Source organism: Microbaculum marinum (genome assembly GCF_037855135.1).
In the GTDB taxonomy this organism is placed as follows: Bacteria; Pseudomonadota; Alphaproteobacteria; order Rhizobiales; family Tepidamorphaceae; genus Microbaculum; species Microbaculum marinum.
Map to the genome: position 1 here is coordinate 110,913 of NZ_JAZHOF010000002.1, position 18,538 is coordinate 129,450.

Annotated in this window: 18 protein-coding genes; 5 read left to right on the forward strand and 13 right to left on the reverse strand. The window is 69.2% G+C overall.

Going from position 1 to position 18,538, the window contains the following annotated elements; all coding sequences use genetic code 11:
• Window positions 1-67 precede the first annotated feature (67 nt).
• The gene (locus V3328_RS04010; RefSeq protein ID WP_340328371.1) at window positions 68-1,132 is read right to left on the reverse strand and encodes a LacI family DNA-binding transcriptional regulator; all 1,065 of its coding nucleotides are present in this window, start codon (window positions 1,130-1,132) and stop codon (window positions 68-70) included.
• Window positions 1,133-1,540: 408 nt separating this feature from the next.
• On the opposite strand from V3328_RS04010, the gene V3328_RS04015 reads away from it, so the two are divergent.
• The 4 genes from V3328_RS04015 (at window position 1,541) to V3328_RS04030 (ending at window position 5,436) form a co-directional block, all read left to right on the forward strand.
• Complete coding sequence (locus V3328_RS04015) at window positions 1,541-2,629, forward strand: ABC transporter substrate-binding protein (protein WP_340328372.1); 1,089 nt, start codon at window positions 1,541-1,543, stop codon at window positions 2,627-2,629.
• A 70-nt stretch (window positions 2,630-2,699) separates the two neighbouring features.
• Window positions 2,700-3,560: an ABC transporter permease gene (locus V3328_RS04020; protein ID WP_340328373.1), complete on the forward strand. Its 861-nt coding sequence runs from the start codon at window positions 2,700-2,702 to the stop codon at window positions 3,558-3,560.
• Between the two features lie 17 nt (window positions 3,561-3,577).
• Window positions 3,578-4,345, forward strand: coding sequence for an ABC transporter permease (locus V3328_RS04025; protein WP_378759003.1), 768 nt, complete (start codon window positions 3,578-3,580; stop codon window positions 4,343-4,345).
• Window positions 4,345-5,436, forward strand: coding sequence for an ABC transporter ATP-binding protein (locus V3328_RS04030; RefSeq protein ID WP_340328375.1), 1,092 nt, complete (start codon window positions 4,345-4,347; stop codon window positions 5,434-5,436). The genes V3328_RS04025 and V3328_RS04030 overlap by 1 nt, the downstream gene beginning before the upstream one ends.
• A gap of 38 nt (window positions 5,437-5,474) precedes the next feature.
• Here V3328_RS04030 and V3328_RS04035 read toward each other — a convergent pair whose 3' ends face one another.
• The 5 genes from V3328_RS04035 to V3328_RS04055 form a co-directional block, all read right to left on the reverse strand.
• Window positions 5,475-6,740, reverse strand: a complete 1,266-nt coding sequence (locus V3328_RS04035; RefSeq protein WP_340328376.1) for an MFS transporter — start codon at window positions 6,738-6,740, stop codon at window positions 5,475-5,477.
• A gap of 51 nt (window positions 6,741-6,791) precedes the next feature.
• A complete protein-coding gene (locus V3328_RS04040; protein WP_340328377.1) occupies window positions 6,792-7,235 on the reverse strand; it encodes a cupin domain-containing protein in 444 nt (147 codons plus the stop codon).
• Window positions 7,236-7,272: 37 nt separating this feature from the next.
• Window positions 7,273-8,073, reverse strand: coding sequence for an alpha/beta fold hydrolase (locus tag V3328_RS04045; RefSeq protein WP_340328378.1), 801 nt, complete (start codon window positions 8,071-8,073; stop codon window positions 7,273-7,275).
• A gap of 68 nt (window positions 8,074-8,141) precedes the next feature.
• On the reverse strand, window positions 8,142-8,690 hold the full coding sequence (locus tag V3328_RS04050) for an NAD(P)H-dependent oxidoreductase (RefSeq protein WP_340328379.1): 549 nt from the start codon (window positions 8,688-8,690) through the stop codon (window positions 8,142-8,144).
• An 11-nt stretch (window positions 8,691-8,701) separates the two neighbouring features.
• On the reverse strand, window positions 8,702-9,928 hold the full coding sequence (locus tag V3328_RS04055) for an acyl-CoA dehydrogenase family protein (protein ID WP_340328380.1): 1,227 nt from the start codon (window positions 9,926-9,928) through the stop codon (window positions 8,702-8,704).
• Window positions 9,929-10,413: 485 nt separating this feature from the next.
• Between V3328_RS04055 and V3328_RS04060 the strand changes: the two genes are divergently transcribed.
• A complete protein-coding gene (locus V3328_RS04060; RefSeq protein ID WP_340328381.1) occupies window positions 10,414-11,226 on the forward strand; it encodes a LuxR C-terminal-related transcriptional regulator in 813 nt (270 codons plus the stop codon).
• A gap of 3 nt (window positions 11,227-11,229) precedes the next feature.
• Here V3328_RS04060 and V3328_RS04065 read toward each other — a convergent pair whose 3' ends face one another.
• The 7 genes from V3328_RS04065 to V3328_RS04095 are packed head-to-tail and all read right to left on the reverse strand — an operon-like array spanning window position 11,230 to window position 18,512.
• Window positions 11,230-12,126, reverse strand: coding sequence for a ribokinase (locus V3328_RS04065; RefSeq protein ID WP_340328382.1), 897 nt, complete (start codon window positions 12,124-12,126; stop codon window positions 11,230-11,232).
• Window position 12,127: 1 nt separating this feature from the next.
• Window positions 12,128-13,024, reverse strand: coding sequence for a nucleoside hydrolase (locus tag V3328_RS04070; protein WP_340328383.1), 897 nt, complete (start codon window positions 13,022-13,024; stop codon window positions 12,128-12,130).
• Window positions 13,021-15,198 (reverse strand): MGH1-like glycoside hydrolase domain-containing protein, encoded by a 2,178-nt coding sequence (locus V3328_RS04075; protein ID WP_340328384.1) that lies wholly within the window; start codon window positions 15,196-15,198, stop codon window positions 13,021-13,023. The genes V3328_RS04070 and V3328_RS04075 overlap by 4 nt, the downstream gene beginning before the upstream one ends.
• On the reverse strand, window positions 15,195-15,803 hold the full coding sequence (locus V3328_RS04080) for a cysteine hydrolase family protein (protein ID WP_340328385.1): 609 nt from the start codon (window positions 15,801-15,803) through the stop codon (window positions 15,195-15,197). The genes V3328_RS04075 and V3328_RS04080 overlap by 4 nt, the downstream gene beginning before the upstream one ends.
• Window positions 15,800-16,858, reverse strand: a complete 1,059-nt coding sequence (locus V3328_RS04085) for an ABC transporter ATP-binding protein (RefSeq protein WP_340328386.1) — start codon at window positions 16,856-16,858, stop codon at window positions 15,800-15,802. The genes V3328_RS04080 and V3328_RS04085 overlap by 4 nt, the downstream gene beginning before the upstream one ends.
• Window positions 16,858-17,628, reverse strand: coding sequence for an ABC transporter permease (locus tag V3328_RS04090; RefSeq protein WP_340328387.1), 771 nt, complete (start codon window positions 17,626-17,628; stop codon window positions 16,858-16,860). Before V3328_RS04090 ends, V3328_RS04085 begins: the two co-directional genes overlap by 1 nt.
• Window positions 17,628-18,512, reverse strand: a complete 885-nt coding sequence (locus V3328_RS04095) for an ABC transporter permease (RefSeq protein ID WP_340328388.1) — start codon at window positions 18,510-18,512, stop codon at window positions 17,628-17,630. The genes V3328_RS04090 and V3328_RS04095 overlap by 1 nt, the downstream gene beginning before the upstream one ends.
• Window positions 18,513-18,538: the final 26 nt, after the last annotated feature.

An 18,538-nucleotide genomic window follows, 5' to 3' on the forward strand; every position in this document is an offset into this window, starting at 1 on the left:
GGCGAACCTCTTCGAGAACTGCGGGGAACGGGGATGAGGCGCCGGGCCGCCGGTCGAACGGCTGCCATCAGGCTGCCGTCCGGGGCGGCGACGAACTCTCGCGGACGATGAGGCTGACGCTGACGGTGGTCGTGACCGGGGCGGGCCGGCCGGCGATCTTCGCAAGCAGGTATTCGGCCGCGCGCACGCCGATCTCGGCGGCGGGGACGTGGATCGTCGTCAGCGCGGGCTTGATCTGGCTGGAGAACTCCAGGTCGTCGAAGCCGACGATGGACAGCTCGTCGGGCACCTCGATGCCGCGCCGGCCGCACTCGATCAGGGCGCCGAAGGCAAGCTGATCGTTGCCGCAGACGATGGCGGTCAGCGGCGGGGCGCGGTCCAGCAGGGCGCCTAGCGCGATTTGGCCCTCGGCGATCCGGTAGGGCCTTTCGATCAGCAGTTCCTGGGACAGCTCCAGGCCGCGCTCGCCAAGCGCCTGACGCACGCCCGCCAGCCGCGCGGCCGCCCGGTCGTTGCTGCCGGTCAGGCCGGCGATCACGCCGATCTGCTTGTGGCCAAGATCGAGCAGGTGGGAGGCAAGGCGGCGCGCCGCCTCGGTATTGTCGAAACCGACGCTGGGAACGTCGCCCCTGGCGAGCGTCCATGTCACCACATAGGGGATCCCCCGGGCGTCCAGGAAGCGAAGGATCGCCGGATCGCGCTGCGCGCCGACCAGGATCAGCCCGTCGATGCCGTGCGCCGCCAGCGACTGGATGAGATCGGATTCGCGGCTGGTGCTGTAGGAATTGGTCGCCACCAGGAAGGTGTAGCCTTCCTCGACGAGCCGGCCTTCCGCTGCCTCCGCGGTCACCGCGAAGTTGGCGTTCTTCAGCGTCGGCACGACGATGCCGATCGCGCGGGTGCGGTGCGAGGCGAGGGCGCGCGCCGCCCCGTTGGGAACGTAGCCGAGATCGAGGACGGCACGCTCGATCCGCTTCCGGATATCCTCGCTGACCGGGCCGGACCTGTTCAGCGCCCGCGACACGGTGGCGCCGGAGACGCCTGCCGCGCGTGCCACGTCCTCGACGCGGACGCGGCCGGGATGGCGGCGGCGTGCCGTCTCGCGGGGCGGCTTTCCCGTCTTCTTCTTCATCGGCGACCGTGTCCACGAATCCGTCTGCCCGGCATATTCGTAGCGCAGGGCCGAATTTGTGCAAGCGCTTACATGACGTCGGTCGGCCATCCCGGGAGGCGGCTTCCGGGATGAAATGCAGGAATATGCGGCATTATGGTTCCATCCGACCAGGGTTCTGCGGGGTGGGCAATGGATGCACAACGGTGACCGGCCGCATCGCCGGGCGTGCGCGCGTTGCAGCGCCGGAGCCCCGGAGATTCTACTGAAGGTTGCTCCGGCAGGCGGAAACACTCATCAATACCAGAAGGTTAGGTCTCGGCAGCCGATGCACGGGACGCCGCGCGGGGCGATTGACGCCTTCTTGTCCGCCTCATAGTGTAAGCGCTGTCACAATGGCGCGGGCTGAGGCAACAGGAGGGTATGTCGATGACGGAACGCACGCCACGCAAGCGGGGATTTCACCGTCTGCTTGCCGGGATTTCGGTGTTGGGCATCACGGCGGCGCTCGGCGCCTCGGCATCGCTCGCAGATGAAGTCCGCGTCCTGAACTGGAAGGGCTGGGGCACCGACGAGCCGTGGGCGGTCGAGGCCTTCGAGAAGGAGACGGGGACCAAGGTCGTGCACGACTACATCACCTCGTTTCCGGAGGTGTTCACCAAGCTGCGGACCAACCCGGGCTACTACGACGTCGTCGTCCTCAACGCCGCGTTCATCGGCCAGGCGGCCCAGGAGGGACTGATCCAGCCGATCGACACCTCGAAGATCCCGAACTTCGCCGAGCTCTATCCCGACATGCGCGACGCGCCGCAGCTCAGCTTCGACGGCAAGGTCTGGGGCGTCGCCTGGGTCTGGGGCGGGACCTCGGTCAGCTACAACACCGAGGTGTTCTCCGACCCGCCAACCTCGCTCGAGGTGCTCTGGGATCCGAAATACGCCGACCGCGTCTGCTGGCGCGACGATCCGGAGGATTCGGTGCGCTTCGCCGCGCTGGCGCTCGGCCAGAACCCCGACGATCCGGAGGACATGGACGCGATCGCAGAGAAGCTCAAGGCGCTGAAGCCGCAGATCAAGGCGTTCTGGAAGTCCGGCGACGAATGGCTGAAGCTGGTGGCGGCCAACGAGTGCGACCTGTCGACGATCTGGACCAACAACACCGAAGCCGCAGCCGTGAAAGACGGCCTGCCGGTCAGCTTCATCGTCGCCGAGGAAGGCGCCATAGCGTTCCGCGACGGCATGTCGATCGCCGCCGATCCGCCCAACGAGGCCGGCGCCAACGCCTTCATCAACTACATGATCAGCAAGGACTTCTACGCGGGCTGGGTGGACATCGGCGGCGCGCCGGTCTCGGCGAACGAGAAGGCCATCGGGGACCTGCCGGAAAGCTCCCTGACGCGCGAGATCCTGACCCAGCCGGATGCCCTCAAGCGCCTGAACTTCAAGGGGCCGCTCACCGACGAGCAGCGCCAGACCTACCTGGACCTGTGGCAGGAGACGAAGGCCTACTTCGCCCAGTAGCCAGCGCCGACAGACCATGCCGCGGGACGAAGCCGGCACGGCTTCGTCCCCTCAGTCCGGGACAGTTGCATTGGCATCATCGAAGACGCGGCTCGCCGGCTACTGGTTGACGGCGCCCACCTATTTCTGGCTCGGCATCACGGTCCTGCTGCCGCTCGCCATCATGCTCTACTTCAGCTTTCTCTCGAAGATGCCGTACGGCAAGGTCGAGGCGACCCTCACCCTGGCCAACTACGCGACATATTTCGAGAAGGACTTCTATCACTTCCTGACGTGGCGTTCGATCATGCTCGGATTCCACGTCACGGCCGCCTGCGTGGTGATCGGCTATCCGGCCGCGCTGCTGCTGGCCCGCACCGTCAGGGGCCGCTGGCGCGAGGCGATCCTGCTGCTGATCGTGCTGCCGTTCTGGAGCAATGCCCTGATCCGGATCTTCGCGTGGACGATGGTGCTGCGTTCCAACGGCATCGTCGACCAGGCGATCCACGCGGTGCTGCCGGGCGCGCCGTCGATCGGCATCCTCTACACCTACCCGGCGATCGTGGTCGGGCTGGTCCACTCGTTCGTGCCCTACATGATCCTGACCTGCTACATTTCGCTCCAGGCGATCGACAGTTCCCTGATCGAGGCGGGGCGGGTGCTCGGCGCCTCCAATCTGACGATCTTCCGGCGCATCATCCTGCCGCTCAGCCTGCCGGGCCTGTTCGTCGGCGTCGTGCTGATCTTCGTGCCGGTGGTCGGCGCCTTCATGGAGCCGCGGATCCTCGGCGGACGCCAGAGCATCATGCTGGGCACGGTCATCGAGGACCAGTTCACCGAAGTGTTCAACTGGCCGCTCGGGGCCGCGCTCTCCTTCATCCTGCTGACCATCGTCATTCTCATCTTCGCGGCCACCTACCCGCTGCTGCGCCACCGGCTGAGGCTGACGTGATGCCGGCGGCACCGCGAATCTCGGCGTTCGGCTACGGCTACCTGGCGGCGCTGCTGGTCTTCATCTACCTGCCGATCGTGATCATGATGGCGATGGCCTTCAACGAATCCAGCAACTACGAGCTGCCGTTCCGCTTCAGCCTGATCTGGTTCGAGCAACTGGCCGGCAACGAGGTGCTGTGGCGTGCGGGGCGCAACTCGATGCTGCTCGCCGCCGTCAACACCGTGGTGGCAACGGTCATCGGCACGATGGCCGCCCTGGCCTTCGCGCGCTACAAGGTGCGCGGCCACGCCTTCCTGCAGGTGCTGCTGGTGCCGCCCATGGCGGTTCCCTGGCTCATCCTGGCCACGTCGATGCTGATCTTCTTCTACTACACCGGCATCGGCCGCGGCCTGCACGCGATGCTGCTCGCCCACGTCGCGCTGTCGCTGCCCTACGTCGTCATCGTCGTCGGCGCCCGGCTGCAGAGCTTCGGCGTCGACCTGGAGGAAGCCGCCGCGACGCTCGGGGCGACGCCGCTGCAGACCTTCTTCCGGGTCACCCTGCCGGTGATCGCGCCCGGCGTCGCGGCCGCGGCCCTGTTCGCCTTCGGCATCTCCTTCGACCAGTTCGTGACGTCGTATTTCCTGTCGCCGCCCGGCGTCACCACGCTGCCGGTCGAGATCTACGCGTCGATCCGCAAGGGCTTCACGCCGGAGATCAATGCGATATCGACGCTGATCATCGTCCTGTCGATGGCGCTGTTGCTGCTCGTTTCCAGATTCTACCGGTTCGGAGGCCGCTGATGGGACATGTCGAGATCAGCGGCGTTTCGAAGCGCTACGGAGACGTCACCGCCCTCGACAACGTCTCGCTGTCGCTTGAGAACGGCGAGTTCTTCGGCCTGCTCGGGCCCAGCGGCAGCGGCAAGACGACCCTGCTGCGGTCGATCGCCGGCTTCGTCCATCCCGATGCCGGCCGGATCCTGATCGACGACGAGGACGTCAGCCGCATACCCACCCACCGCCGGGACATCGGCATGGTGTTCCAGAACTACGCGCTGTTTCCCCACATGTCGGTCTTCGAGAACATCGCCTTCGCGCTGTCGGTGAGGCGGCACGGCAAGGCGGAGACGGCCGAACGGGTCGAGGCAATGCTGCGGCTGGTCCAGCTCACCGGCTATGGCGGCCGGCGGCCCGACCAGCTTTCGGGGGGACAGCAGCAACGGGTGGCGCTGGCCCGGGCGCTGGTGTCGCGGCCGCGGGTGCTGCTGCTCGACGAGCCGCTCGGGGCGCTCGACAAGGCGCTGCGCCAGCAGATGCAGGTCGAACTGCGCCAGATCCAGCAGGAGGTCGGCATCACCACGATCCTGGTGACGCACGACCAGGAGGAGGCGCTGACCCTGTCCGACCGGATCGCGATCTTCCGGGAGGGCGAGGTGGTGCAGTCAGGGGCGCCGGACCGGATCTACGAGCGGCCGCGCACCGCCTTCGCCGCCGAGTTCCTGGGGGCGACCAACTTCCTGACCGGCGTCCCGTCGGCGCAGGAGGGGGCGGTCGGCCGCATCGCGCTGGCCGACGGCCAGACTATCGCGACGCTCGACCCGCTGCCCGCCGGCCCGCGGTCCTCGGGATCGGTCACGGTCACGGTGCGGCCGGAGAAGTTCTCGATCCACCTCGGGGCGCGGCCGGACTTTGGCGGCGCCACGCCGGTGAACTGCATCAGGGGAACGATCGCGCGGCAAATCTACCTGGGCGCCTCGATCACCTACGGCGTCAGTGCCGGCGGCGTCGAACTCGTCGTCTTCGAGCAGAACCGCGAGGCGGTTCTCCATCCCCCGGGCACCGAGGTCTGGCTGTCCTGGAACGCCGCGCATTCCATCGTGCTGGAAGACTGAAGGCGCCCCGGCGGCAGGACCGCCGGAGCGCCTGACGGCTACTCGGCCGGCTGGGCGGCCGGTCTGTGCGCAATGGTCTCGCGGGCGAGGAAGACCAGCACCACGAAGAACAGCCCCTCGATGACGGCGAAGGCGACGAAGGCGCCCGTGAAGCCGCTCGAGGTGTTGATGATCGCCCCCATCAGCCAGGGCGCGACGAAGCTCGACAGCAGCCCGAACACCTCGGCGTAGCCGACCGCGGCCGGGGCCAGCGAGTCGTGGTACTTGTCCGACAGCAGCGCGAAGATCGCGCCGCCGCCCAGCACCGCCAGGCCGCTGAGCGCGGCGTAGAGCACCAGCATGCCGAACGGCAGCGGGTAGATCGTGCTCGACACGAACATGACGGCGACCAGCAGCGCCAGGAAGGCGGTCAGCTTGATCATGAACGCCTTGCCCATGCTGTCGGCCATGTAGCCGCCGATGATCAGGAAGACCACCTGCGAGAGGCCCATCAGGGTGCCGATCAGGGCCGCCGATTCCACCGGCATGTTCTGTATGGCGATGAAGGAGGGCACGACCCAGGTCGCCGTTCCGGCGATGGCGAACGTGCAGGCGGCGATGCCGAGCCCGCCGACGATCACCCACTTCGACTTGAAGATGTCGCGAAGTGGCAGGTGGGCGACGTCGGGCTCGTCCTCCCACTTGAAGCCGGCGTAGCCGATGCCGGCGGGGCCGGCCCGCACCGCGACGGCGTCGATCACCGCGACGATCAGCGTGCCGACCGCCAGCACGGCGAAGAAGGTGCGCCAGCCCACGGCGATGGTCAGCGGGATGCCGAGCGCGAAGTCGAGCGTGATGGCGAGGCTGTAGGCGGCCAGGATCATGCCGATGACGGAGCCGCGGCGGCGCTGCGGGAACCAGTCGAAGATCAGCTTCATGTTGCCGATGAAGATCGCCGCGTCGAAGAAGCCGATGGCAAGCCGCAGCAGCAGCAGCTGGGTGTAGTTCTGCACGAACACCTGGAGAACCATGCCGAAGCCGGTGCCGGCGAGGCCGATCAGCAGCATCGTGCGCGCCGACATGTTGCGGCTGACCGGCGACCACAGCACCATGCCGAGGCCGTAGGTCAGGGCGAAGATGCCCTGCGCCAGGCCGGCCTGCTGGGGGTCGAGGCCGAGATCCTGCGAAACGAACGAAATGACCGCCGCGAAGGCGTACCAGTCGGCGGCCAGGAATATCTCGCAGACGATGGCGAGCACCAGCATGCCGATCTGCCAGCGCTTGACGCGCGCCTGGTCGGGCGCGGAAAGGCTTTCCCAGTTCATTGTCAGTCCCCTCTTGCTACTGGAGTCCCGTGTTGCCCCGAAGCGCCGCGGTCATTGCGGCGGCGGCAGGAAGTCGACCTCGTGCTCGGCGGCGATGCGGATCACCTCCGCGGGATCGGGCACGTTGTGGATGCGCGCGAACAGTTCCTTCAGCGACCGGGTCGGGGCGACCCAGAACAGGCTGGTGGCGTCCGCGTCGGACTTGTTGAAGATGCCGTGCGGGATGCCCATCGGCATGCGGACGAGATCGCCGGCGGTGGCGACGGATTCCTTGCCGTCGAGCCACAGGTCGTAGCGGCCGCTGAGCACGTAGATGAACTCGTCCTGGGTCGGGTGGACGTGCGGCGGCACGAAGGTGCCGGCCGGAAACCTGGCGTGCCAGGCCATCGACGCCTCGGAGGCCTGTTTCAGGGTGTATGTCTGCCCGAGGATTTCCCAGACGGCGTCGTCGTATGCGTCTTCCGAGCCGGTGATGCCGGCAGGCATTTCGATCATGATGTGCGGTTCCTCTCGCTTTCGGGTTTCGGCCGGTTCAGGCGGCCAGGAAGTCGGTGACGATGCGGCCGGCGGCGGGCGTCTCCTCGAAGACGAGGTGGCCGGTGTCCGGCACCAGTTCGAGGCGCCCGGCCGGCAGCCGCTCGAGCCAGGCCTTGCTCTGGGCGGCCGGCCGCAGCCGGTCCTCGGCGCCCCACACGAGCAGCGTCGGCATGGTCAGCCGGTGCACCCAGGCGGCGAGCTTCGGGTTGCCCTGCGGGTTGCCGTTGAGCAGCTTCGCCAGCGAGCCGACCTCGCGGCCGAGGCGCGCGTCGAAGTCCGGGTCGGGCGCCGGGGGGAAGTACTTCAGCGCCGCGGCCGGGTCGTGGGCGAGGTAGGAGGGCAGCTCGGGCGGGGCGATCTGGAACAGGTCGGGCGACGGCGCCTCGTCGTCGACGAGGCCGGCCGGCCCGACGAGCACCAGTCGCCGCACGCGCGCGGGCTGGCGGATGGCGAATTCGGCGGCGATCCAGGCGCCGAGCGAGAAGCCGGCGAGATCGAACGTGTCGAGGCCGAGCGCGTCGAACAGGTCCATGTAGTGCAGGACGTAGTCGTCCATCAGCGCCAGGTGCTCGCCGTCGCCGGAGTCGCCGAAGCCCGGGTGGTAGGGGATGATCACCCTGTGCGACTTCGCCCAGTCGTAGGCGACGTCGAAGCCGGTGAACGTTCCGGTGCCGTGCAGGAACACCAGCTCCGGCCCGCTGCCGACGGTGAGGACCACCGTCCTGACGCCGTTGATGTCGTACTCGGTGCGCTCGAACCCGGTCATGTCGACCGGGGCTTTCGCTGCTTCAGTCATCGTCTGGAGTTTCCTCTGGTTTGTGCCGCCGACTTTGTGCCGCCGACCTTGCCTGCGGAGGCGGCGACCTACGCCGCTTCGGCGGTCTGGAGCTTGAGGTGGGCGGCGAACTGGTCGACGGCGTCGGCGATGCGGGCATGGACGGCGGCCGGCTCCAGCCTGCCGTCGACGAACTCCGCCGATCCGGCATAGACCGCCGTCGACACTGTGCAGGCCTCGAAGAAGCCGAACAGCGGACGAAGCTGGTGTTCGACGACCAGCGAGTGGCGCAGGCCGCCGCCGCACGCGGTCAGCAGCACCGGGCGGTTCTTGAGCGCGTTCGGCCGGACCAGGTCGAAGACGTGCTTGAACAGGCCGGGATAGGAGCCCTGGAAGACCGGGCTGCCGATCACCAGCGCGTCGGCGCCCTCGATCGCCTCGACGACCCGCAGCGCCTCGCGGCTGAGACCGTCGCGGGTGAAGGCGGCGAGCCCCGGTCCCGCGTCGACGAGATCGAGGATCTCGGCCCCGATCCCGTGCCGCGCGGCGAGTTCGGCGGCCACCGCCTCGACCAGGGTGCGCGACTTGGACGGACGCCAGCTCGCGCCGCAGAAGCCGATGACGCGCTTGTCGGTCATCGGGGCCGCCGTCAGCCGGCGACGCCGAAGACGGTCCACTGGGCGTTCGGATCCGGCAGGCCGAGCAGCGCCCGGCCGCACTCCTCGACGATCTGGTCGGCCATCAGGATGTGCTGCGTGCCCGAGTGGATGTCGCGGTAGAAGCGCTGCATGGGCGTGTTGTGCAGCGAGGCGCCGCGGGCAGCCCGGTGGGCGAAGGTGCCGGTCTCGGAGATGACGTCGTGAACGTGGCGAAGCGTCAGCTTCACCATCGTCATCTGCTCCTGCGAGGGCATCTCGCCGGCCGCGCAGGTGTCGGAGACGCTCTTCCACGTCTCGTAGGCGAGCGCCCGGGCGGCGCGGAACTTCGCCTCGTTCTGGGCGAACTGGAACTTGAAGCTGGCGCTGTCGGCCGACCTGCCGAAGGCGTCGGTGCGGTTGACGATGACCTTGACCAGCTCGTCAAGCATGCGGCGGCCGGTGCCGATCGCCCAGCTGGTGTGCGCCCAGGCGCTGTAGCCGGCAAGCCCCAGCGCACCGGCCGGCCCGCCGCGCCGCGGCGCGCCGATGTCGAAGTCGTAGGTCTTGTAGGTCGGAACGAACAGCTCCTCGGCATCCTTGATGGTGTAGTCGAAGCTGCCGGTCGCCCGCAGGCCGAGCACGTCCCAGTTGCCGAGCAGTTCGATCGTGTCGCGGGGATGGTGGCAGATGACGATCTTCGGCTGGCCGTTCGGCCCGAACACCATGTTGCCGGCGTCGTCGGTGATGAAGCAGCCGGTATGGATCCATTCGGCATGCTGGATCGAGCTGCCGTAGGCCCACCGGCCCTTGATCATGTAGCCGCCGTCGACGGGCCGGGCGAAGCCGCGCGGCACGCCGTTGCCGGCGATGGTGATGTCGTGGCCGTTCTTGAACACCTCGTCGAGGCCTTCGTCCTCGATGTAGATGGCCATCGTGGTGCCTTCCATGTTGTTGGCGATGGCGCACCAGCCGGCCGAGGCGTGGGTGTAGGACAGGCGCTCGATCACCGTCATGGCGTCGAACGGCGACAGCTCCGGTCCGCCGACGTCCCTGGGGAACAGCATCGTGTAGATGCCGGCCTTGCGCAGCGCCTCGACCACGTCGTCGGTCATGTAGCCCTGTTCCTCGGCCGCGGCGGCGCGCTCCTCGACGAGCGGCAGCAATTCGTCCAGGCGGGCGTGGAAGTCGGCGACGGTGGGGGTCGTGTCGCTATTGGCGGGGGCCAGGGACAGGTTCATCGGAATTCATCCTCCAGACGTTGATCCGTTTCATCGTTCCGGCCGGTTGCCGCGCAGCGGGTCGGCGGCGAGGGCCGTCACCGGCTGGATCGACAGGAGGGTATCGACGGGGGCACGCCTTCAGCCGTCGCCGCGCGGCATGCGCGGGCCGTCAGGGTGAAATTCGTCCGTGTTGTCCTCTTGCCGGCGGGCGCGCCCGCAGCAGTTGCCGTCGCGCCTTCCAGTCGGTTTTATGACGGAATGCTTCCGCCGGACCGCGACGCGTACAATCCCCCCGCATGGGGGGGTATGGGGCTGCCGGACATGCGGATAGATTTCGGTAGGCTGCAGGAAGTGCATTCATCGGCCGGTTGCCCGCATTTTCGGCTTGACCGGACGGCAGTTGCGGCGTGACCTTCAATCCTGACGAAGGCGGGGCGCGACGGGGGACACGTATGCGCCCGATACGAGCGTCGACTTACGGTTCTCGAACTCGGGAGGGGGACATGCCGCGGGTTCACGATCACATGACCACCACCGACGGCATGCTGGCCGACAGCATCATCTCGATCGCCGAGAGCCGCAGTGTCGCAGCGCTGGGGACCGCCTGCCAGCGCGCCATCGGCTGGCTGAGCGGTTCACCGACCATTGGCCTCTACCTGCTCAACTCCGACCAGCCGCGCCTCATCTACAGCCGCCACGCGCCCGAGGGCTTCCTGGAAGACTACGCGCGGGGGCTCGGCAAGGCCGATCCCTTCGTCGACAGCATCATGAACGGCGGCGGCATCCTCGACGGCATCTCGCTGTACGGACGGCAGTACTGGCGCGGCAGCGTCTCCTACGACCTGCTGCACTCGTGGGGCTTCAGCCACAACATGTGCGGGCCGTTGCGCCTCGACGACGCAGTCGCCGGGGTGTTCTACACGGCGACGCCGGAGGAGGACCTGCCCTATTCGCCGCTGGTGAAGAAGCAGATGGAGCTGTTGTGCCGGGCCTGCTCGCTGGCCCTGGAGAGCCTGGTGCACAGCGGCCGGCTCGAGCACGAGACGGCCGGAGACCCATCGGGACCGTTCTGCCTACCGGCGCTGCAGAATGCCCACTTGCGGGCGACGCATCTGCCGACCAGCACGCTGCCGCCGCGCTCGGCCCAGGTCGCCAACCTGGTCTGCAAGGGCCAGACCAACAAGACGATCGCCCGCGAGATGGGCATATCCGACCAGACGGTGAAGGAGCACGTGGCGAAGCTGTGCCGGCGCTACGGCGCGCAGAACCGCACCGAGCTCGCGGCCGCGCTGATGTCCGGCGCGTCGCTGCAGTAGGGCTCACTTCCCGGCGGAATACTCCGCGAGCACCGGCTGGGCGGCCTGCGCGCCGCGACGGGTGCAGCACAGCGCCGCCGCGGCGCTCGCCTGGTGCAGGGCCGCGACCGCATCGACGCCGCGCAACAGACCTGCGGCGAAGACACCGACGAAGGTGTCGCCGGCGCCGGTCGTGTCGACCACGTCGACCGGCGTGGCCGGGATCGCCACGGTCTCCTTCCCCATCGCCATCACGGTGCCCCCGGCGCCGAAGGTGGCGACGACGGTGCTGGCGAGGAGGCTGGCGAGAGGGCCGCACAAGTCGGCTCCCGAACCGGACAGGTCCAGGGCCGCAGCGATCGTCGCCAGCTCGATCTCGTTCACCACCAGATAGTCGACGCCTTCCAGCACATGCCGGTCCGGCACCGCGGCAGGCGCCGCGTTGAGGATGACGGCGACGCCGCGTGCCCGGGCGCGCTCGATGAGGCGGGCGTTCTCCTGCAGCGGCACCTCCTGCTGCATGACCAGGATCACGCCGGGTTCGAGCAGGGCGTCGGGGACGTCGTCGCTGCGCAGGTCGGCATTGGCGCCGGGCGACACGACGATCGTGCTGGAGCCCTCCGGCCCCGTCCAGATCGTCGCGCAGCCGGTGGCGCGCGAGGAGACGCCGACACCGGAGAGGTCGACGCCGGCGGCCGTCAGCAGTGCCAGCGCAGGCGCGGCCAGGTCGTCGTCGCCGACCCTGCCGATCATCGTCACCTCGACGCCGGCCAGCCTGGCGGCGTGCGCCTGGTTGGCGCCCTTGCCGCCGGCCGAGATCAGGGCGTCGCCGCCGAGCACGGTCTCGCCGGAGACCGGCAGGCGCGGCACCGGCGTGATGATGTCGAGGTTGATCGACCCGAAGACGAGGACGCGCGGCATGTCAGGTCAGGGCGGTGAGCGAGGCCACCAGAAGCCGCTCGAAGCCGGCGGCGTCGACGTCCCTGACGACGCGATGCCGGCCGCCGGCCCGGGCGGTGAAATGCGTCACCCCCTGCCGGTCCGGGTCGCGCCAGTCGACACGGACCGATCCTTCGGCGAAGGCGAACAGGTCGGGCGCGGTCAGGGTGGCGAGCGCAAAGGCGTCGTGGAGCGCCGAGCCGGCGGGCGAGCGGCTGCGTTGCATCGCCGCCACCGCCTGCGCCGGATGCGAGGCCGAGGCGGCAAGCGCGTCCAGTGTCGGAGAAGACGCATGGCGGACCCGCGTGACGTCGTAGGGGGTCAGCGTCAGCGCGGCTTCGCTTGAAAACACGATCTCCGCGGCAGCCGGGTCGGTCGCGATGTTGAACTCCGCCGGGGCGCCGGGCGCGACGTTGCCGCCCATCACCACCAGGCCGCCGAGCCGGGAGGCGAATCCGGGGTCCATCCGCATGGCGAGCGCGACGTTGGTGAGGGGGCCTATGGCGCAGAGCCAGATGGAGGCCGGCGGCGCGGTCGCCACCGTTTCCAGAAGCGCGTCGACCGCGTGCGCCGCGGCGGGACCGCGCGTCGGCTGCGGCAGGCCGGTGTCGCCGAGGCCGTCGCTGCCGTAATAGTCGCCATCCGCCGCAGCCGGTATCAGAAGCGGCCGGTCGGCCCCGGCATAGACCGGGACGTCCGGTCGGCCGGCCAGGTCGAGGATGCGCAGCGCATTGGCGGTGGTGACGTCGAGGGGCTTGTTGCCGTGCACGCAGGTGAGCGCCAGGACGTCGAGCCGCGGGTCCGCCAGCGCCATCAGGATGGCGGCGGCATCGTCGATGCCGGGGTCGCAGTCGATGACGATGTGGCGGGGACCGGTCATGCGCGGCGCGCCCCGGCGACGAGCAGCGTTGCGGGCGCAGGACGGGGCGGCAGCGCGATGCGGCCGTCGTCGGACTCGAGCGGGACGCCGTCCAGCGTCGCATCGCCCGCGCCGCGGGGCAGGCGAAGCCAGGCGGCGCCGCCCGCCGGCAGTTCGGCCCGGAAGCAGCCGTCGCTCCAGGTCACGTGGCGCAGGCGCGGAAGCGTGGTCTCGACCAGCGCGCCGGCGGCGTCGCCGACGCGGAGCACGTCGCCGGGGGCTTCGAGCGTGATCTCGCCGAGCGGCGAGCGGACCGGTCCCATCGGCCCGCTGCCGTCCGGACGGGCGAGGCCGAGACCGTGCCAGGGCGTCAGGTTGACCGCGGCGGCGACCGGCATCGCCGCCAGCAGAGCGCCCCAGGAGTAGAACGGGTCGGTGTCGGCCTGGTCGAGGATGGCGCCGGTCTCGGCATTGTAGTTCTCGCCGCACTGCCGCTCGCGCCAGCCGGCGTCGAACAGCCGCCAGCCCATGGCGCACAGCGCGTCCGCCTCCGCCTCCCGGCCGGCCCGCAGGAGGCCGATCCAGGTCCAGAAGTTGAGAGGAGCCCAGATCCGGCCGCGCCAGTAGACGTTGTCGCGGTAGGCTGGATCATCGCGGGTGGCCGAGGGCAGGCCCGGCACGCCGCCGAACCTGTCGGGCGCCAGCAGGTAGTTGTCGACCAGGCTGTCGACCTGTTCCGGCGTCGCCGCGCCGGCGGCCATCGGATAGAACGAGGTCGGCGCCAGCGGCTCGACGAAACCGCTGTCGACCAGCCGGTTGGCGAAGACGCCGCGCGTGTCGTCCCAGAGATGGGTTTGGATCGCCTCGCGGTGGGCCGTGCCGCTCGCGCGCAGGTCAGCGGCGTCGGAGTCCAGGCCGAGGCCGTCGGCGATCAGCGCCAGGCATTCCGCGTCGAGCGCCAGCATGCTGTTAAGCGCCACGTCGTAGGACATCAGCAGGCCGGTCTCCTCGTCGAACGGGGCGGGATCGTGGACCGCCATGTTGTCCATCGACGACTCGTCCTTGGCGGCGAGCTTGGTGCCCTTGTAGAGGCCGTCGCCGGCATCGAGGCTGGTGCCGTAGACGACGAGGCCGAGATCGCCCGCCGAGCGCCGCCGCCACCACCAGTCGTGGTTCCGCTTCAGCGCCGGCCATGCCCGTTCGAGCAGGCCGCGGTCGCCCAGCCGGGCGGCGATCGACCAGACGGCGAAGGAGACGATCGGCGGCTGCGAGCGGTCGAGCCAGCGGTCGTTGCCGGTGATCAGGCAGGGGAAGTTGCCGTCCTCCGTCTGCCAGGCGAACACTGCCTCGAGGTTGTCGCGGGCGGCGGTGCCGTCGAACAGGCTCCAGAGCCAGGCGTTGTAGACGATGTCGTTCATCCAGACGCCGAAGCCGCCGAACTTGGCGGTGTTCCAGAACCGAGTCAGCACCGTGTAGGGGCGCCCGTTGATGCGGTCGAAGACGTGGTTCCAGGCCATCACGTCGTGGACGGCGGCGAGCGGCCGGCCGGCGTCGTCACCGGGCCGCTGCGGCACGATCGCGATCGGCCCGTCCGGCAGGGCCGGGCGGACGGGCGGTTCGCCCGAGGACGGCGCAACGACGATGCGCATCGCCGGGCCCTCCTCGAGGTTGAAGCGCAGCGCGACGAAGCGGCCTTCGCGGCCGCGCGAGGCGAGGTAGAAGTAGCCGTGCTCGCGGAACTCGGCCTCCAGCGCGTCGAGATCGTCGTGGACGGTGACGAGCAGCGGCTTCTTCGCCGGGACGATGTCGAAGGAGCGCGTGCCGTCGCTTGCGGCGAGCGCGCCGGTGCGGTCGTCGTAGACGAGGTCGAAACCGCCGCCGGAGACGCACAGCGCGACCCAGAAGCGCAGGCCCCATTCGCCGTTCGACCGCGTCGACCAGTCGATCTCCAATCGGTCCGCATCCTCGAATCGGTAGCGCCAGTCGATGTCGGTGTCCTCGTGGCGGGTCGTGAAGGCTGCGCCGCCGCCGCCGATCGGCCGCTCGCCGAGGACCAGGCCGGGGCCCATGCCGATCCGGGAGACGGCGTTGGCCCGCGCCGAATAGAGCACCGGCGTCAGCGTCAGGCCGCTGCCGAGATGGACCAGCTCGACGGGACGGTCGGCCGACCAGGTTCCCCAGCCGGCGGCGGTCATGGCGTGTCCCACCTTTCGAGGATCTCGTCGGTGTCGGCGAGCTCGACCTGCAGGTTGAACCGGGAGTCGAGGAGCTGCAGGCAGGCGTCGTGGGTGTTCGGGTCGCCGCTCGTCAGCGCGTCGCGGGCGAGCACCACGCGATAGCCGAGATCGACCGCGGACATCACCGTCGCCAGAACGCAGACCTCGGTCTCGAGGCCGCACATGACGAGCGCGCCGGGCGCGCGATCGGCAACCGCGGCGGCGAACTCGGGGGTGTCGAAGGCGTCGTAGGTGGACTTGTCGAAGACGTTGCCCGGCTGCGCGACGGCGGCGAGGCCGGGATGCAGCTCGTAGGGCGCGCGGCCGAGACGGCTGAGCGTCACGTCCCGCCAGTGGTGGTAGTAGCGCCGCCACGCCCCGACCGCGTCCTCCGGCGTGTGGGCGGAGATGAACCGGGTGAACAGGCTCTGCTGCGGCCGTGCGGTGACGAGACGCGCAACGTTCGGCAGGATCTCGACGGCCTGCGGGCAGTGCCAGTGGCCGGGCTCGATGAAGACGCGCTGCATGTCGACGCAGATCACCAGGGCGTCGGCGGGAACGGGTCCGAACCGGAGCCTGCTCATGCGTCCACCACGATCGTGTCGGCGGGGTTCCAGGAAACCCGCACCGGCGCGCCGGCCGCGACCGGCTCGGCGCCGGTGTTCTGGGCGAACACCCGGACCGACCGCGCCCCGTGCGTCAGCATATAGGTGAGGCTGTTGCCGGCGAAGATCGCCTCGTCCACCCTCGCGCCGATCTCGTTGCGGGCGCCGCCGGCGGCCGGGGAGCCGGCGGATACCGTCATCCGTTCCGGGCGCACCGCAATCGTCACCCGCGTTCCGCCGGCGGGCAGGGGGTCGTCCGTGCGCACCGGCGGCCCGTCGTCGAGGCGGATCGCGTCGCCCTCCACGGTGCCCTCGAACAGGTTGGCGTCGCCGAGGAAGGTCGCGGCGAAGGCGGTGCGCGGCCGCTCGTAGATGTCGCGCGGGGCACCCTCCTGGATCAGCCTGCCGTCGCGCAGCACGCCGATGCGGTCGCTGAGCGTCAGTGCCTCCTCCTGGTCGTGGGTGACGAAGATGGTGGTGATGCCGATCTCGCGCTGGATGCGCTTCAGCTCGATCTGCATGCCGGTCCTGAGCGCCTTGTCGAGGGCCGACAGCGGCTCGTCGAGCAGCAGCACGCGCGGCCGGATGACGATGGCGCGGGCCAGCGCGACGCGCTGCCGCTGGCCGCCGGACAGTTCATGCGTGCGCCGCTTCTCCAGCCCGGCGAGCTTGACCAGTTCGAGCGCCTCGCCGACCCGCGTGCGGATCTCGCCGGAGGGGACGCCGCGGACCGTCAGGCCGAAGGCGACGTTGGCGAACACGTTCATGTTGGGAAACAGGGCGTAGCTCTGGAACATCATGCCGACGTCGCGCTTCTCGGCGGGCCGGCGCTCGACGGATTCGCCGCCGATGGTGATCGCCCCGGCGTCGGGATACTCGAAGCCGGCGATCAGCCTGAGCAGCGTGGTCTTGCCGCTGCCGGACGGGCCGAGCAGGCCGTAGAAGCCGCCGTCGTCGAACTCGATCGAGACGTCGTCGAGCGCCCGGAAGCTGCCGAACAGCTTGGAGACGGAGCGGACCGAGACGGAGGCCATCAGCGGTCGCCCCCGAAGCGGTAGAATCGGGAGACGCCGACCAGCAGGGTCATGGAGGCGACGATGACGATGGTCGAGATGGCGTTGATCTCCGGCGTGAAGCCCTTGCGGATCGAGGTATAGATCTCGACGGGCAGCGTCGAGACGCCGGGCACGGCGAGGAAGTAGGAAATGACGAACTGGTCGAAGGAGACCGCGAAGGCGAACAGCGCCGCGGCGATGACCCCAGGCGCCAGGAACGGCAGCGTCACGTAGCGGACGACCTGCCAGGGATTGGCGCCGAGCGACCGCGCCGCCGCCTCCAGATCCGGATCGAAGGCCTGCAGCCGTGCGCCGACGACGATGATCACGTAAGGCAGCGCCAGCGCCACGTGGCCGAGCACCATGGCGTGCAGGCCGCGGCCGATGCCGGTCCAGAAGAAGAACAGCAGCATCGCCGTGCCGGTGATCAGCCAGGGGATGGCGATCGGCGGAAACAGCAGGCCCTGCAGCAGCCGCTTGCCGCGGAACGTGTAGCGGAAGAAGGCGATCGCCGCCGCCGTGCCGAGCACGCCGGCGATGACGGTGGTGATGACGGCGACGAGGATGCTGTTCATGCCGGCATCGATCAGCCGCTGGTTGCCGGCGAGATCGGCGTACCAGCGCAGCGACCACTTTATCGGCAGCGCGTAGAACTGCGAGTCGTTGAACGACATCACGGCCATCACCGCGATCGGCGCGTAGAGGAAGACGAGCACCAGTCCGAGATAGATGCGGCTTGCCGTCGCCATCACGCGGCCCTCTTCAGGATCGGCGCGAACAGCGCGAAGATGACCAGCACGCAGGCGAGCAGGATGAAGGACAGGGCGGCGCCGAGCGGCCAGTTGAAGACCGCGGTGAACTGGTCCTCGATGATGGTGCCGATGAAGGTGCCCTGGCGGCCGCCGAGGATGCGCGGCTCCATGAAAGAGCCGATGACCGGCACGAAGATCAGAACCGCGCCGGCGACGATGCCGGGCAGGGCCAGCGGCAGGATCAGGCGCCGGAGGATCGTCAGCCGGCCGGCCCCGAGCGAACGGGCCGCCTCGATCAGGTCGTCGTCGATCGCCTGGAGCGAGATGTAGCAGGTCAGGATCATGTACGGGAGATAGGAGTGGACGAGGCCAATGACGACGGCCGTGTAGGTGAACATCAGGCCGAGCGAGCCGGCGCCGGGGACGACCCAGTCGATGGCGCGCTCGAGCAGGCCGTTGCCGCGCAGCACCATCGTCCAGGAGAACACCCTGACCAGCGCGTTGCTCCAGAACGGGATGATGACCAGCAGGAACAGCGCCTCGCGCCACCGGCCCTTGACGGTCTTGGCCAGGATGTAGGCGCAGGGAAAGCCGATCAGGAAGCAGAGGAAGGCGACGGTGACGCCGAGCTTCAGCGAGCGCAGGATCAGCGTCGTGTAGAAGCCGCGCTCGACGAAGGTGCGGTACTGTTCAAGCGTCAGCTCGCCGACCCGTCCGGCGATCGGGGCCTCGGTCAGGAAGCTGAAGTAGAGCATCGCCATCAGCGGCAGCAGCACGGTCACCGTCAGCCACAGATAGGCCGGTCCGGTGAGCACGGCGATGGCGCGGGCGGACGATCGCGTCCGCGCCGCGCCACCGAGTGCCGCTGTGCCCGCTGCCATCTGGCGATACCCCGTCAGGTCGGCGC

What these genes read in the sequence shown, in the direction of transcription:
- V3328_RS04010 (WP_340328371.1), bottom strand. Translation starts at nt 1,132, where the DNA reads ATGAAGAAGAAGACGGGAAAGCCGCCCCGCGAGACGGCACGCCGCCGC.
- V3328_RS04085 (WP_340328386.1), bottom strand. Translation starts at nt 16,858, where the DNA reads ATGGCCTCCGTCTCGGTCCGCTCCGTCTCCAAGCTGTTCGGCAGCTTC.
- V3328_RS04075 (WP_340328384.1), bottom strand. Translation starts at nt 15,198, where the DNA reads ATGACCGCCGCCGGCTGGGGAACCTGGTCGGCCGACCGTCCCGTCGAG.
- V3328_RS04055 (WP_340328380.1), bottom strand. Translation starts at nt 9,928, where the DNA reads ATGAACCTGTCCCTGGCCCCCGCCAATAGCGACACGACCCCCACCGTC.
- V3328_RS04060 (WP_340328381.1), top strand. Translation starts at nt 10,414, where the DNA reads ATGCCGCGGGTTCACGATCACATGACCACCACCGACGGCATGCTGGCC.
- V3328_RS04080 (WP_340328385.1), bottom strand. Translation starts at nt 15,803, where the DNA reads ATGAGCAGGCTCCGGTTCGGACCCGTTCCCGCCGACGCCCTGGTGATC.
- V3328_RS04050 (WP_340328379.1), bottom strand. Translation starts at nt 8,690, where the DNA reads ATGACCGACAAGCGCGTCATCGGCTTCTGCGGCGCGAGCTGGCGTCCG.
- V3328_RS04090 (WP_340328387.1), bottom strand. Translation starts at nt 17,628, where the DNA reads ATGGCGACGGCAAGCCGCATCTATCTCGGACTGGTGCTCGTCTTCCTC.
- V3328_RS04070 (WP_340328383.1), bottom strand. Translation starts at nt 13,024, where the DNA reads ATGACCGGTCCCCGCCACATCGTCATCGACTGCGACCCCGGCATCGAC.
- V3328_RS04030 (WP_340328375.1), top strand. Translation starts at nt 4,345, where the DNA reads ATGGGACATGTCGAGATCAGCGGCGTTTCGAAGCGCTACGGAGACGTC.
- V3328_RS04040 (WP_340328377.1), bottom strand. Translation starts at nt 7,235, where the DNA reads ATGATCGAAATGCCTGCCGGCATCACCGGCTCGGAAGACGCATACGAC.
- V3328_RS04015 (WP_340328372.1), top strand. Translation starts at nt 1,541, where the DNA reads ATGACGGAACGCACGCCACGCAAGCGGGGATTTCACCGTCTGCTTGCC.
- V3328_RS04035 (WP_340328376.1), bottom strand. Translation starts at nt 6,740, where the DNA reads ATGAACTGGGAAAGCCTTTCCGCGCCCGACCAGGCGCGCGTCAAGCGC.
- V3328_RS04095 (WP_340328388.1), bottom strand. Translation starts at nt 18,512, where the DNA reads ATGGCAGCGGGCACAGCGGCACTCGGTGGCGCGGCGCGGACGCGATCG.
- V3328_RS04065 (WP_340328382.1), bottom strand. Translation starts at nt 12,126, where the DNA reads ATGCCGCGCGTCCTCGTCTTCGGGTCGATCAACCTCGACATCATCACG.
- V3328_RS04045 (WP_340328378.1), bottom strand. Translation starts at nt 8,073, where the DNA reads ATGACTGAAGCAGCGAAAGCCCCGGTCGACATGACCGGGTTCGAGCGC.